We start from the raw sequence: 14,549 nt of genomic DNA on the forward strand, positions 1-14,549 counted from the left end.
ACATTACACAAGGACAACTCGGATGCCCAGCCACCCTGGCCTAGAGGGAGGAGGGAGGTAGGAGCTTGGCATGGATCAGCCGCGCCACAGGAATGCAGACAGACAACGATCCTATCCCGAAGCTACTACATGGGAGTATTCGTCGTGCCTGCGATTTGTCGAGCTTCTGCATAAATGCCCGAAAACCCAACAATGAAGAATCCATACGAAGAAAATTTCAACAACTAAGGTATTGATGCATGAGTGAGCAGGAACAGGAAATGGACAGGAACAGAAGCAGGAGTATGTTTTCTGATGCTGTCGTCGCGCAAGGCCCAAGCTTTGTCCTGTCGCGTTTTAAAAGTAATGTCTTCAAGACCCGCGGTTTTTCCCCTGCCGAGGCGATTGACCATACGATCCTGCACATGAGGATGCGCCGAGCGTTGCGTGAGAGAGGGCGATCCTGAGAAAACTATGCATCTCATGAATCAAATGAATATTGAATTAATAGAAATTGAGCAAGGATTAAAATCATGAAATCCCAGGAAGGAAAAAATCCGCTGATAGTCTGCATTACCGATGTGGAATACCAAGCTTTAAAATCTAGATTCTCTGCTACCTCGACTGAAACTGTAGAGTCAATGCTCGTAGAGCATGGATACTTTGGGGGGAAACCTTTTTCAATAGCTAGGTTCATGGAGATGGGGTCACGTGGGAGAGACTCGGTTTCACAGAGACTCCCCCTGTTGATTAGGAGTTTAAAGCCCACATTGGTTATTGAGCTAGGCATCTGCTTCGGACTAAAAGATGATTTTCCTATAGGGAGTGTTGGCATATGCCAACATTCGGCAGACTATGAGCTGCAAAAAGTTAATAAAAATGAGATATCTAACCGAACCCGAACAGTTCAATCTGATTCCATAACATACGCCAGACTGATAAGCCATTCATCGTCAAGAAAATTCGACTTCGAAATCAACGGCGCAGTATTTGCGTGCGGAGATAAAGTTGTAAACAGCTCGGATCTGAAAAATAAAATCTTATCCGCCGTTCCAGATGCCAAATGTGGCGATATGGAGTCATATCCTTTTGGGATCGCCTGTCAAAATGCCGGCGTGCCATGGGTGTTGATAAAAGGATCTTCCGATGATGGGGTCAATAAAGGTGATGAGTTCCAAGTAGCAGCAGCAGAGAATAGCGTTAATTTTTTTGAATCCTTCGTCTTGAGCAGCGAAGACCTGGATTCTTACTTCCACCCCACTTATGATGTGAACTTCTCAAAGGAAATAAATTTTGACCTAATATCAAAGGAAATATTTAATAACTCTACAATAGATAAAGCGCAATACTCGACAGCACGTGACCAATACTCAATCTATAAGCATCCGGAAATGGGTGATTCTTGGATTATCATATATATTTCAAAAGCCCATAGCATCCCGGAGGTAATACGTTCTACTCTTAAAGAATTGCGGCACTCTCCAGTCAGAGTTGATGTATGTATTGCCTCGATAGGGGGTATCAACGAATCCCAAAAGAAAACTTATGAAGGGCTTTTAAGAAAATCTCGCTGCCAAAAATTTTTCGTCGCAGAAATCGGAGACTTTATTTTTAATAGGGTCGTCGAAAAGCATACGGCAATATCACTCATATCCCCGCCGAAGAATTATGTAGATCAGATGATTTATAGAGACAATGGGGACGCGCTTGTCAGTAGTAGTTATGCAAGGGCTTTTATTTATAAGTCTGATGGTCAAGAATCAAAGTCAAGCCCAATATCTTTCATATTAGGGCAAGGAGGAATAGGAAAAACAACATTCTGTCTGCGGCTTGCGGAAATAATCAACAAGCGTGGAAGTTCAGAAAGAAGAATGCTACTAATTACTAAGGCAGACATTCTAAAAAACTACAGCGGCGAAGTGATTGATTCAATTTCCAAACTATATATAGAATATGCAAAGAATATTACTGGGCAGATGCGGCCCATATCTCATGAGACATTTTCACTTGCGCTAAGCTGCGGCTCAATCATATTAATGATTGACGGGATTGACGAGATTGAATCAGCGTTAGGCGAGAAATTCAAGATGCATGATTTTCTTGAGTCCATCGGAAATCTAAACGAGTCCTTGAATTCATGCCGAGTTCTGATGACGTCGCGCGATTCTAATGCATCACGGTTCATAAAGACTAAGGGCTCAGAAACACTCTTCATAAAAGGTTTTTCTGCTACCGATATTGATGACTACACAGAAAAAGACGAGCAGGAGATAAAGAAAAAAATTAAAGATTTTTCTGCTCAAATTAAGAATAAAGATGGATTGGTTAACCCATACCTCCTTCATGTAGTGCGTCAGTTCTTGATATCCACGAAGAAAGAGCCTTGGGAGAGTCAAGTAATAGAGTCTGAGAGGCTCAAGGTCAATGAACCATTCGACTATTGCTTGGCCAGGGCACTGCTGCGTGAAATAGAGAAGCAATCACTCCATATATCCGTTGATGATTACTACGACTTATTAAATGAAATAGTTGTAGAGCAAGAAAACTCAATGGATGATGAGTACTTTGAGACCTACATTGAAATATGTCTTCAGAAGAATGGACAAACCTCGCCTCCACGCAGGGCTTCATATCTGAAATTTTTTTTATTTGAAAATAAAAACTCGTCAACATCCGTTTCTCACCCAGAATATGTTTCTCATATATTATTGAATAAACTGTACAGTATATTTTCTAAGAGCGATTCTGCAGTCAGCGCCGATGCAATAATTGTCAGGTCAATTTTGGGAAATGCAAGAAACGAGAACTTCGGGTTGATCGAGCGGTTGTGCTCAAAACTACACAAGGCCGACGCATCAGAAATAGAGATTGAGCACAAAGTAAAGTTTATTTTTGGTGAATTAAAAAAGAATGGTAGAAATATCACTTCTGAAAAGGCTATCCATGAACTTCATGCATTTATGATAGAGTATTGGGGGCCGAAAACGGCCTCAGAAAGACGCTCTACTATTGAAAGAATTCATACGGAAAATATAATATCCGGAATTTGTATCTTGTCCGACTTTCCATCGATTGATTTTTCTGACTGCACGGTTGAGCAAAGTGTTTTTAGAAATTTTCAAGGTTTTTTCAACTGCAAGACTAACGATAGTACTCGTTTTATAGACTGCTCATTCTCAAATTGTTCTTCAAGTTTTAAGAGGGAAAATGTGAGGTCTGAAATCTTTGTGAATTGCAGTCTTGATGAAGGAATGAGGCATCTCCTGCACGCTGGAGAAGATAAAAGAACGGAGACTTTATTGCGTTCAAAATCTGATGTTAAACAAATCCTAAAGTCAATGCGGCAAGGGCTTGGCTTTGCTCCATTAAGTCTTAATAAAATCAAAGCTCATAGCAGCTTGGTTTCAGAAAGGTCTTATGAGGATTTTATTGCCGTCATGTGTAAAGCGGGAGTATTAATCGCGCAAGACAGTCTTTATAAAGTTTCGAGAGATGCTGAGATGGATGCTATTGCTCTTTGCGATGAAGATCATTCGCAGGGTTTGATTACTTCGTTAGTGCAAATGCTGGGGGCTAATTAGCCAACTCATAGTGGTTGATGCCAGATCTTCAATCGGGCACGGCCATTTACCATGACCGGGTTTTTGATTTCCGCCTCAAGGCGGAATTGACTTGGAACCGGTGCTGATTGAACAGCGAAGTACATGGGCTATAACGAGGGTGCTTGCTTGCAGTTGGCAAGCACCCGGCTAAATGTTTAAGCCCCGCATGGCGGCGGCGTCCTCAGTCGCCTCTTCGTCCGCTTGCGTCGTCACATCCTGCTCAGTCTGCTGCGGGCCTTCGGCTCGGAAGATAACGGGCATCCTGCCGGTATCATCGTTCAGCCGTTCGGCTTCGTTAACAATGTCGCCTTTCGTCAACTTCGCCGGTTGGGTGACATGATCCGGTGCAAATTCGCCTATGGCTTCCAGAATCACTGCCGTCGACACTTGCTGGAAATAGCGGTCACTGGTGAGCTGGCATAATACGGCCATGTCCAACCCCATAACCTGCGCCAGGTCGGCACCGGGCTGGTGCTGTGTGGTGCAAGGCGTCATCACGCCTACCATGGGCACAACGCACACGTCTACCAGCGCGCCCTTCGCCAACAGCGCGGCCAACAGTTCGGCGCTGTTCTGCGGCAACACTTTACAAGCTATCTAAATTACACAAGCTCTGCCTGCCCTGTGTTAGCGTGCGCTTTGCGCAAGGAGCAGGCGGTGCAGCAGTTGAAGACCCTCAAGCATGTCCACGCCCATGATGATGACGAATCTGTTCAGAAGCTTCTGACCGCCTGGATCAAAGCTGTCGAACGCTACACCAAGGCGTTTAAAGACAATCCATGGTGGTACAACGAGCGCGCTTCGCTGAGCGTCTTGGCAGGAGCTGCTTGGACATTGAAGGACTGGTTCGCGCTTGAGGAATTCAGCACCATCAAGCGCATGCGGACACTCACGCCTGGCGTGGATGAGGGCCACCTGCGCAATGGTCGTTGTGATCTGTTCATTCGCAACCCAGAAGAGAGTATCGCCATCGAGGCCAAACAGGCCGTACAGCGGATAGGCGTCAGGGCGGATGGGGAAACCTATATGAACAAGGCCCTGAAAGCGGCATGGGATGACACGGGGGATCTTGGCCATTGGTAGGCTAATCGCCGATTCGCAGTGACATTCGTTGTGCCTACCATCCCCTTGAGCGAGGTTCGGATCGGTACAGGCAAGCGGGTTCAGATCTGTCCTGACAAGGTCAAGGCCTCGCTGAATCGCTGGCTCACGGATGAGCCCTATTTCCCAGGATGGTCATTGAAACCCACCCAGTTCGCCTACATTTTCCCGAAGCTGGGAAGTCCCGACTACGTTGATGGGCACCGTTACTTCCCTGGCATTGTGGTGATCTTTGATGAGCGCCTCAGAGCAAATCAAATCCGCAGGCCCATTGAGGCCTCTGATGTGAAGGTCGCGCCGTCTTGATGCTGTTTCCGGCTGTCTCTATGCTCAGGCTTGTAGTTGTCTATGCAGAGAAAATCATCGTAGAAGAGATTGCCTTGCAGAAGGTTCTCCAAAACACACAGATCTCCGTTGATCGTATCGCTGGTCTTAACTGCTACCGCCCCGGTGGCGCGCTGGGCGGCTGTGAGTGTGGAATTGCCGATCAGTGCGTACGACATGGGTTGGTAGTCTTGTCTTGAGATGACCAGAAGAACATTCGTTGAGTCGGGAGGAGTAATTACGTGGCCACAGCCTTAACGGCTTTCTTTATGGAAAATTCCTGCTCGCTACCATCACTGAACTTCACGACAAAGCCCTGCGTAGTGCCACCGTGGGCACCAACCCCACGCGCTATATTGCGCGCGTAAAAGGCAACAGGATGTCCGGGCGTTGGCCAGTTGGTCGCTTTGCAATACCGGACGTACAGGTCTTCGAGCAGATCGAATTCAGTGGAGCCTTGAATGTCTCCACCCTCAACGAGATTTTTGTCACGCATTGCATAAAAAAAGCGCTCCGCCTCCGTCTGGGATGAAAAAAGTTGACCTTTGATGACCAGTTGGTTTGGCATTGTCGTTCCGCTCCGTAGATTTAGTCGGCAAACTTATCAATCGCTGGAAGACCAGAATCTCGGCGCGCTTTACTGCAGCGCTCGCGTCCATCGCTTCCATCATTACATTTCCGCGACCGCCCATTGCATCAGGCCTTTCTCAAAGGGGGTAAGTTGAAGGCTCTCCACCCGAGGGGCAAGCGACCGTAGTTTTGCCAGCAAATCATTAAGGTGCTCTGATGGCAAAATCAGGTGCTTGATCTTGGTTGAAATCTGAGGGGGAATTCCATACTCGTCCAGTGCGGTGAGCAGGGGGTCAAGGAACATGTTCTCCAGTTGTTCAGCGAAGAAGCTGAAGTCTCCAGGCTCGTACCCGTGTTGCTCCAGCACGTCCACCTGAATTTTGTGAATCGCCATGATGTCCCGGGGTAATCTGAAGCACACCATATTCCTGATGAATTTCAGGCGCAGGTTAATGGATTCACTCGCCGAGACATTCTCCCACCGATTTTCTACCGCTTCGCTCAGATAGTCCGGCAAGTTTTTCTGATTTCGAAGTTCATTGATGTGCCAGGCCAACTGAGAACTAGACGAGATCAGGTAATCCATCAGGTTCTTACCTTCCAAGATGTAGACCAGCTCACATAAGTAATTCAGTTGGTTCGGCTCAGGAATGCCTTTCCAGCCTAACAACTCATGGCTGTCAGGAAGGTCAGTGATGATCGTTTTCGCGACCTCGACCTGACGCTCGATAGGGATGTGGCGGTTTTCGATCAAGGTGGCCGGTGACAGCACCGGGTTGGCATACGCTTCTTGGAGACGGCCTCTCGACATGTCCGTGAGATATTCGTTTTCCAGTTGCATTAACAGGCCGATAGGTGAGGTTTCATCCTGGTGGCCGATGGGGTACTCGACCGTCAGTCCCTGCTCAATAGGCGGGGCTTCGAGCATAAACACCTTGCCGATGAAGTATTTGTTCATGCGACCAGCGCGCCCGGAAATGTTCTTGTAGGTAAAGTAGTCGAACGTCGACGTTTTGAGGCGGCGGTCGTAAATGATGACGTTCTCAGCCGAGGTATTGACGCCCTCGATCATCGTCGATGTGCAGATGATTCGCTTGATGACGCCTTCGTTGAACAGCTTGACGATGTATTGCTGCAGCGCGCGAGGCACCCCGCCATGGTGTATTCCGATACCTAGGGCGATCGCCTTGGCAACGTTCCATTCTGGGTGGTAATGCTTGGAGATCCATGCAGCGATTTCCTGCGTCTCTGGCACCGGGGTCAACCCGGCATCCTGGATCAGATATTCTGCAGCCCTGTTTGCGCTTGCCGGCGCCTGACAGTAGATCAGGGTAGGGGATTCCAGCGTCCTGACCAGTTCCAGGAGTTTCTGTGTTCGCTCCTCTGAACGCATGCCCAGATTGAAATTCTGGATATCGACCGCGACGGTGCTGTAGTCGGACGGGATAAAATGGTACTCGTAACCGTCCAACCCAGAGATCTTCTGAATGTGCGGCCCGAGCATGTAGAACTGCGCTCCGGTCTTTGCGAGCTTGTGGAATGCCAAGCTCAGATCGACGGCGCGTGTGCTCTTATCCTTATCGCCTCCCAAATCGATTTTGTAAAATTCGTCCAGCACGAAGAACTCCACATCATCCAGATCAGGACGCTGAATAACGCGCTCCTGCGTCAGGAGGTAGACGTTGGTGACGTCGGGCACGGCTTCCTGGCTGGGGTGTGTGATCAGGTTGAAGTCTCTGAAGCGCTTGACCAAGCGGCGCCGGGTTTCGTCAATCAGCGCGATGGTAGGAACGATCACCACTACCTTCTTGAACCGGCGCTGGGCAAGTACCGCGTCGATGACCAAGCTTTTACCGACGCTGGTGGAGGCGCTCAAGACGACGTTTCGGCCCTGCATGATCAAGCTGAAAACGTGGGCCTGAAGGTGATGAAACACCATGCCTGGTTCCACACCCTCAACCCTGTGAGCCTCGTAAGCCAAGCGGTCAGACAGGGCCATGTTGCTCAGATGTGGCGTGATGTAAGGAAATAGCCCAACGGCTCGCACCATGTTGAGCAAGAGCGATTGTTCGACTACGTCAAAAAGCGCGAACTTGTCGAGCGCGCGGATCACCAGGTCGCGTCCTTCCCACTCAGCGTTGCTTCTGTTGACGATGGCGTTGATGGCAAGCAGCACATCGACTGTCGAAGCGCCTTCATCGCTGAGGTTCGCCAGGCTGTTCTTGATCGTTTCGTAGTTCATTACCGCATCGTTCCTTGAGTTCACCGAAGCCGGCTTAACCAGCTCGGCATGCCTTCACCCTGTAGTGTTTTCAGCCGTGCAGATCGAACACAGGCCTCAGCTTATGCCTGCAGGTCTCCAAGTGTTTTGCACCGGGTATTGAATTCATTGACCAGCTTCTCGATGCTTTCCATCGGCACAAGGAAGACCATGACCTTCACTTGCTTGATGTTCTGTGGCAGCTGTTTGGTGAAGGTGCTGAAGTGGGCCTCGATCTCCTTTCTAAGATGGTTCACGTAATCAGCGAGCCAACCTGACGAGAGTGCGTGACTGTCGTAGGTCAACAGGATGGGAAAGCAGAGGACGTTCATCATGTCATCGACTGGCGAGTTTTTGTGCAGTGCCTGATTGAAGGCGTCCGCTTTCGGTTGATGGTGAAGGGGCTCGCGCAGGTTGATAATGATTTCGCGTTCCGACGACAACGCCGTCTCCGATATGGTGGCGTCTAGGACGCCGCAGATCTGTGCCAGGGTCGCGTCCATGGCACCTGCCTGGATCAGGCGCGCGAGCCCGAGCCATAACTGATCGTCTTGGCCAGGTATCTGCACGATGTGAGCGTTGCCAAACTCGGAAAGCTTGCCTGAGGATTTGTAGAAGACCTTGCACGCGACAGGCTCGCTGTTTTGGCGGCTACGCAGGATGGCGTGGAGGATCAGTTCGGCGATCAGCCTGTCGCGAGGCAGTTCGCTGTCGGTAAACGCATTGATGGATCGTGCCAAGATGGCTTCGGCATTGTGCGCGAGGATGTTCACGATCTCGCTCGCCTTGAGGGAAAATTCCGGGAGCCATTCGACGAGATGTTTAGCAAAACCATCATGCCGCCACGCCTTCAGCGCATAGCGTACGTCAAAGCCGGAAAATGAGTGCAGCAGACCTTCTTCGGTGCTTGCATGAAACTCGACAAGGAAGGGATCTGGCCGCTTTTTATAGGGTTTGGCTGTAGCCGTTGACTTGTCATCAGCCGACTCTAATAGCTGCTTCAGGTGGGCCAGGGTCGGTTCCCGCAGAATGATCTTCGTCGATGCTGCAGTTTTCACGTTGGCCGTGGCAGCCTTGTCAGCCATCTCCAAGAAATCATCGTAAATTGCCTGCATCTGGGTATTGTTGGGACGGTTCCCGAAATCCTCAGCAAGCTTGGAAAGAGCCTTGATGTTGACCGCTTCCAGTGCTTCCACATCACCGTAGACCTGCCAGACGGAGTTCTCTGCCCAGTAGGCGAAATTCCGATTTTGTGGGGAGATGAATGTCTTGAATTTCCGTAGCAGAACTTTGCCTCGGGCTGTGGTGGTGTCAGGCAGAACCCTCTTGTCCAGCTCCGTTTTGAAACCGTCGAGAATCTTCGCGACGTCGCGCTTGGTCACGATTCGGAAGCGAGCAAGGCCTGGGCGCACATCGCACTTCAGCGATTTGTGGAGCAAGGACGAGTTTGCTTTGGTGCCATCCAGCTCGGTCACCTCGTCCATATTCCATTTGTGGTCACCCTCAGTCGTCTTGACCTGAATGTACTCGTTGACGAGCTGACCCCCGCACTGGAATACGGCCACGATATCGTCGGCGGTCTCGCACTCTACCTGGGTGTAACTGCTATCGCGCAGCATCTTGAAAATGAAGCTGACGGCTACATGATCTTGATACTTGAAGCCTTGCCTCGCAGCGGGCCCACCTTTGTTGGATGGGCTAGTAATACGCACCATGACATCCCTGTATCGCGAGAAATTTCCAGAAATGGGCGCCCGTTTGATCAGCCTAGGTGAAAAATACGGAGCCTGCTAATAACGTAACGCTACCATTAATGGCAATTGGCCGGCTATCGGCAATACTGAGCAAATCGACGATTGCCCGCACCGATTCAGAGGGTAACTGCTAAGAATCACTGGATGAAGGTGTCCTGCATCCAGTCAACAAACTCAGCTACTGACATGGGTCTTACGATTCTTGCATGCTGACCCCGTCCCTAATGGCTATATCCTATCCGTCCAGGTCTTTAAACGTGCTGATGTTATTTATAGCGAGACGCGGCGAGCGTGATGAAGCCTTAACGGTAGACATAACCAAGTCCATGCCATGTAATGGCCACTACATGTAGTCACCGTCATCGAGAAGGAGCTTGTTTTGGTTGATGCTGTCTTAGTTGAGCGTGTTCTCTGCGTAGTTGACAGATGTCTGAAGGGGCGATTCCCTGACGACTACTACAAGCGGTGTCTATACGCATCGTTCGGGGTGCACAGTCTCCTTCAGGCCATGGGGCACAAGCCTACAATCGTGGGGGGGAATTTTCTGGCCTTTGTCGTTTCTCGAGATCAACGTCAAGCGACCATGCAAGGGTATGGATCCGATTCCGGTGAGCACTCACATTATTGGATCGAATTAGATGGCGCAGTCATTGATCCGGGGACGTACTACCTGCCGATGGGCTCAAGCTTTCAAGCATGTGAGATGCCGGCGTTATGTTGGGATGTGGGTTATCGCATGCCCAAAGGGTTGAGGTACGCTCCTGAAGCTCGTTATGCCTCGTCGGAGGTTGCTAATCTTCAGCCGCACATCATCGAAAAGATGGTGCCGTTCTTGGCGGCTTGCAAGGCCCGAATGGCCCAACCTCTCGTCAAGCCCCGGATCGGTAAGTGGATGGCAACATCGCCTTCTTCGATTAAGCAAGCAGCGATCAAAGGCGATTCGTGGGCGCGCGCGCTTATGCGATATGAATTGATGCCGGCCGAACCGCTCCCTTTCTAACGCGATACCGTCTCAGTGAGTCACCTGAAGTGTGCCAGGTTAGCGTCTCAGGCCAATCATCAGCGTCCAAATTGTGCCGAAAAGAGGTACTTACTACGATGCAATCCTGGTTTATCGGCCATTCCAGCGCACCTGCTTTTTTCAATTCAATTGCCAATCAAGCTGGGTTAGAGGTTTTGCCACGATGAATGAGCTGTTCTCGCTTTCTCTTCTTCAGGCCATCAGCGACTGGCAGATTGGTGGCGATCCAAAGGTTGCATGGCGACGTGGACAGACGCTGGAGCGGGAGTGCGCCAATCTGCCGATCGAGTTCAAATCCGTCCCGTCAGCGTGCTTCCGGCGGATGGTTCTTGGAAAAGGCAGCATCTGGAATCTTTTGGGTGAGCAGGCCCTTTCAGAGAAAATTTCGTCGTGGACGTTCGACCTGGATGTTGCCAAGACTTTCAAGGAAGGCGTTCCTCCGCCCGGTCAAGGCATGCAGGGCCTTATCTTCGAACGGCGGCCTCGGCAAGACGAGATCATTGTCAACCTGTGGGCGTTGTTCCGCGACGCGGACTTCCAGGCAACGATTGAGAAGCACAAGAATTCGATTAAGCATTTCGATAAGGGGATGGGCAAATACGGAGATGCCCAATGCGAAATCGTCTTAAAGGTCGAAGTCCTTGCTCAGGAGCATATTTACTCCCTTGGGGGCCACAGCAGTTCTGCTGAAGAGATTCTTAAACAGGCCACTGAAAAAATTTATGGAAACTACGCCACACCGGCGCAAGAAGAATTCCTCAGATGGGCCATGGAGGTAGGCCCTGACGTCACCGGGCCGAGATGGCTCACCCACGAGGCAACCCGAACCGTGTTGAGCAGAGTCGAACCGCAGATTCCGCCACTCCGAGCCAGGAAGGCCGATCAGGCTGTTTGAGGCAGCGCCGTGTCTGAGAACTTATGGCGTCTAAAGATCTTGGCGCACTCCGCACCATAGGAGTTTGGCTAGGTACGAATGAGCGTGAAATGCTTCATGAACGAGGGGTGGGATGAAAGCATCGCGCAACGATTGTCAACGGCGGCCGGATGGCAGGATCGCATGTATGTCGCTTACTGAATGTTTGGTTTTTCAGCCTAACGCGGCGGCCGTCCCCCTGTTGCATCTGCATCATCTGCGGTTCTTCTATCGACTGGCCAGCTAGTCTGATCACAAAGAGGGCAAACCCGGAACCTCTCCCAACCTAACCAAGAACACGGCCCAACCAGGCAGCAGCTATCTCATCAACCGAGAAACTCCCGCTTAACCACTGCCCTAGTCATCATTTTCTTCGCTTCAAGTGATTACTTACTGTCTGGCGGGCAACGCCCAGCTGCCTCGCCACCTCTGCCTGACTCAGCCCCTGATCCATCAGCACCTTGATCCCCGCGTTCAGCTCCAAGCCTGCGACGACCTCTGGATGTGGATCCCTGGCAAGCCCGGATGGGATTTTGATCGCCAGGATCGGTCTTATTGCATATCGAGCCGTGAGGTCGTCCTGTTGGCCATCGATTTCCAGCCAGTGGTGGGCCTCCGCTGGCTGACATGGCTCCCAGAGAGGGACATTTTTCAGGCTCTGTTTACGGTATGAAGACTCTGTGGCTAGCGCGATTGAGGGCATGACAAGTGTCTCCGATGAGATACTTGTCCAGTTAAGGTCAGCTCACGAATCTTGTCAAATTGCGTAAGCTCACGCGTAGTTCTGCACCTTGACGGTGTGCAGGGTGATATCGACCACATCGCCGTCGGCACCGACCTGCGGCATTTCGATCCAGTCGCCCACCCGCAGCATGTCGTTGCTGGTGAGCTGCACGCTGGCGACGAACGACAGCAGGGTGTCCTTGTACACCAACAGGATCACCGCCGACATGGCGCCCAGGCCCGACAGCAGCAGCAACGGCGAGCGGTCGATCAGGGTGGCGACGATGATGATTGCGGCAAAGACAAACAGCACCATCTTCGCCAGTTGCACATACCCCTTGATCGAGCGCGTGCGCGCATGTTCGGTACGGGCATAGATGTCGAGCAGGGCGTTGAGCAGGGCGCTCATGGCCAGCGTCATGAACAGGAGGGTGAATGCCAGCGCGACGTTGCCGATAAACAGGGTGGCGGTCTTGCTCAGGTCTGGCACCAGGTACAAGCCGAACTGGATCACCAGGGACGGCGTCAGCTGTGCCAGGCGATGGAAGACTTTGTTGTGCCGCAGATCGTTGAGCCAATGCAGGGGCGGTTGCCTGCCGAGCAGCTTGATGGCGTGAAGGATGAGGTAGCGCGCCACCCGGCCCAGTAACAAGGCCACCACCAGCAACACCAACATACCCAGGCCAGCATGCAGCAACGGGTGTTGATCGAGGGCGCCCCAAAGGTCTTGGACGTTGAGCCAGAACTGTTTGATATCCATGGGTGAAACCGATTCTTCTGTAAGACAAGACGGGGCGATTAGAGCATTTAAGTGCAATCAAGTTGATGTTGTGGACAAACCAGCTGACAAAAAAGCGGCTGATTAGCGCCGTTCGCGTAAAGAAACTCGGTTTGGACGGCCGAAACCGGTACCCTATGCAGCTGATATTTTGTATTTCTTCGAGGTAGCACCCGTGTTTTCCCAATTCGCCCTGCACGAACGCCTGCTCAAAGCCGTGGCCGAGCTTAAATTTGTCGAGCCTACGCCTGTGCAAGCAGCGGCCATCCCGCTCGCGCTCCAAGGGCGTGACCTGCGGGTGACGGCTCAAACCGGGAGTGGCAAGACTGCCGCTTTCGTCCTGCCGATTCTTAACCGCCTGATCGGCCCGGCCAAAGTCCGCGTCAGCATCAAGACGTTGATCCTGCTGCCGACCCGCGAGCTGGCCCAGCAGACCCTGAAGGAAGTGGAGCGCTTCTCGCAATTCACCTTCATCAAGTCCGGCCTGATCACCGGTGGCGAAGACTTCAAGGTCCAGGCCGCCATGCTGCGCAAGGTGCCGGATATCCTGATCGGCACGCCGGGCCGCATGATCGAGCAGCTCAACGCTGGCAACCTCGACCTCAAGGAGGTCGAAGTGCTGGTGCTGGACGAAGCCGACCGCATGCTCGACATGGGTTTTGCCGACGACGTACAGCGCCTGGTGGGCGAGTGCGTCAATCGCCAGCAGACCATGCTGTTCTCCGCCACCACCGGTGGTTCGACCCTGCGCGACATGGTGGCCAAGGTCCTGAACAACCCTGAGCACCTGCAGGTCAACAACGTCAGCGACCTGAACGCGACCACGCGCCAGCAGATCATCACCGCTGACCACAATGTGCACAAAGAACAGATCCTCAACTGGCTGCTGGCCAATGAGACCTATCAGAAAGCCATTGTCTTCACGAATACCCGCGCTGCGGCCGATCGCATCTACGGTCGCCTGGTGGCGCAGGACTACAAGGCGTTCGTGCTGCACGGCGAGAAAGACCAGAAGGACCGCAAGCTGGCCATCGATCGCCTCAAGGCCGGCGGCGTGAAGATCCTGGTGGCCACCGACGTCGCCGCCCGCGGCCTGGACGTGGACGGCCTGGACATGGTCATCAACTTCGACATGCCCCGCAGCGGCGACGAATACGTGCACCGTATCGGCCGTACCGGGCGTGCGGGCAACGATGGCCTGGCGATCTCGCTGATCTGTCACGGCGACTGGAACCTGATGTCGAGCATCGAGCGCTACCTCAAGCAGTCGTTCGAGCGTCGCACCATCAAGGAAGTCAAAGGCACCTACACCGGACCGAAGAAGGTCAAGGCGTCGGGCAAGGCCGTTGGCGTGAAGAAGAAAAAAGTCGACGCCAAGGGAGACAAGAAAAAGGCCGGCGCCAAGTCGCCGACCAAGCGCAAGATCACCAACCGGCCGAAGACCGACAACCTGTCGCTCGTCAGCAAGGACGGCATGGCACCGCTCAAGCGCCGCAAGCCAGAAGCGCCGGCTGCCGAGTAAGG

12 protein-coding genes and 1 pseudogene are annotated in these 14,549 nt (G+C 51.8%); 6 read left to right on the forward strand and 7 right to left on the reverse strand.

The features are described 5' to 3' along the window. Positions 1-239: 239 nt before the first annotated feature. Together A7317_RS21790 and A7317_RS30215 are read left to right on the forward strand one after the other, a co-directional pair. Complete coding sequence (locus tag A7317_RS21790) at positions 240-446, forward strand: hypothetical protein (protein ID WP_069076807.1); 207 nt, start codon at positions 240-242, stop codon at positions 444-446. Between the two features lie 66 nt (positions 447-512). Beyond that, positions 513-3,560: an NACHT domain-containing protein gene (locus tag A7317_RS30215; RefSeq protein WP_081329237.1), complete on the forward strand. Its 3,048-nt coding sequence runs from the start codon at positions 513-515 to the stop codon at positions 3,558-3,560. A 168-nt stretch (positions 3,561-3,728) separates the two neighbouring features. On the opposite strand, the gene A7317_RS21800 is transcribed toward A7317_RS30215, so the two are convergent. Continuing rightward, on the reverse strand, positions 3,729-4,166 hold the full coding sequence (locus A7317_RS21800; RefSeq protein WP_069076809.1) for a hypothetical protein: 438 nt from the start codon (positions 4,164-4,166) through the stop codon (positions 3,729-3,731). Between the two features lie 72 nt (positions 4,167-4,238). Between A7317_RS21800 and A7317_RS31195 the strand changes: the two genes are divergently transcribed. Next, the gene (locus tag A7317_RS31195; protein WP_237141775.1) at positions 4,239-4,664 is read left to right on the forward strand and encodes a hypothetical protein; all 426 of its coding nucleotides are present in this window, start codon (positions 4,239-4,241) and stop codon (positions 4,662-4,664) included. 272 nt (positions 4,665-4,936) lie between these two features. On the opposite strand, the gene A7317_RS30220 is transcribed toward A7317_RS31195, so the two are convergent. The 4 genes from A7317_RS30220 to A7317_RS21825 form a co-directional block, all read right to left on the reverse strand. Then, positions 4,937-5,185 carry a hypothetical protein gene (locus A7317_RS30220; RefSeq protein ID WP_237141776.1) on the reverse strand — a complete coding sequence of 83 codons (249 nt, stop codon included), beginning with the start codon at positions 5,183-5,185 and terminating at the stop codon, positions 4,937-4,939. A gap of 59 nt (positions 5,186-5,244) precedes the next feature. Continuing rightward, positions 5,245-5,574, reverse strand: a complete 330-nt coding sequence (locus tag A7317_RS21815) for a hypothetical protein (RefSeq protein WP_069076811.1) — start codon at positions 5,572-5,574, stop codon at positions 5,245-5,247. 102 nt (positions 5,575-5,676) lie between these two features. Then, positions 5,677-7,818, reverse strand: coding sequence for a DEAD/DEAH box helicase (locus tag A7317_RS21820; protein WP_069076812.1), 2,142 nt, complete (start codon positions 7,816-7,818; stop codon positions 5,677-5,679). A 101-nt stretch (positions 7,819-7,919) separates the two neighbouring features. After that, the gene (locus A7317_RS21825; protein ID WP_069076813.1) at positions 7,920-9,551 is read right to left on the reverse strand and encodes a dsDNA nuclease domain-containing protein; all 1,632 of its coding nucleotides are present in this window, start codon (positions 9,549-9,551) and stop codon (positions 7,920-7,922) included. Positions 9,552-9,969: 418 nt separating this feature from the next. On the opposite strand from A7317_RS21825, the gene A7317_RS21830 reads away from it, so the two are divergent. Beyond that, entirely contained in the window at positions 9,970-10,590 is a 621-nt protein-coding gene (locus A7317_RS21830; protein ID WP_069076814.1) for a hypothetical protein, read from the forward strand. A gap of 184 nt (positions 10,591-10,774) precedes the next feature. After that, positions 10,775-11,506 (forward strand): hypothetical protein, encoded by a 732-nt coding sequence (locus A7317_RS21835; protein WP_069076815.1) that lies wholly within the window; start codon positions 10,775-10,777, stop codon positions 11,504-11,506. Between the two features lie 382 nt (positions 11,507-11,888). Here the strand turns inward: A7317_RS21835 and A7317_RS31390 are convergent, their stop codons facing one another. Beyond that, positions 11,889-12,227 (reverse strand): helix-turn-helix domain-containing protein, encoded by a 339-nt coding sequence (locus A7317_RS31390; RefSeq protein WP_081329238.1) that lies wholly within the window; start codon positions 12,225-12,227, stop codon positions 11,889-11,891. A gap of 75 nt (positions 12,228-12,302) precedes the next feature. Next, a pseudogene (locus A7317_RS21845) lies at positions 12,303-13,007 on the reverse strand (mechanosensitive ion channel domain-containing protein); the annotation flags it as partial. A gap of 193 nt (positions 13,008-13,200) precedes the next feature. Between A7317_RS21845 and A7317_RS21850 the strand changes: the two are divergent. After that, the gene (locus A7317_RS21850) at positions 13,201-14,547 is read left to right on the forward strand and encodes a DEAD/DEAH box helicase (RefSeq protein ID WP_041160994.1); all 1,347 of its coding nucleotides are present in this window, start codon (positions 13,201-13,203) and stop codon (positions 14,545-14,547) included. The last annotated feature ends 2 nt before the right edge of the window (positions 14,548-14,549 follow it).

Origin of the sequence: Pseudomonas fluorescens, from assembly GCF_001708445.1 — a bacterium.
GTDB lineage: Bacteria > Pseudomonadota > Gammaproteobacteria > Pseudomonadales > Pseudomonadaceae > Aquipseudomonas > Aquipseudomonas gorinensis.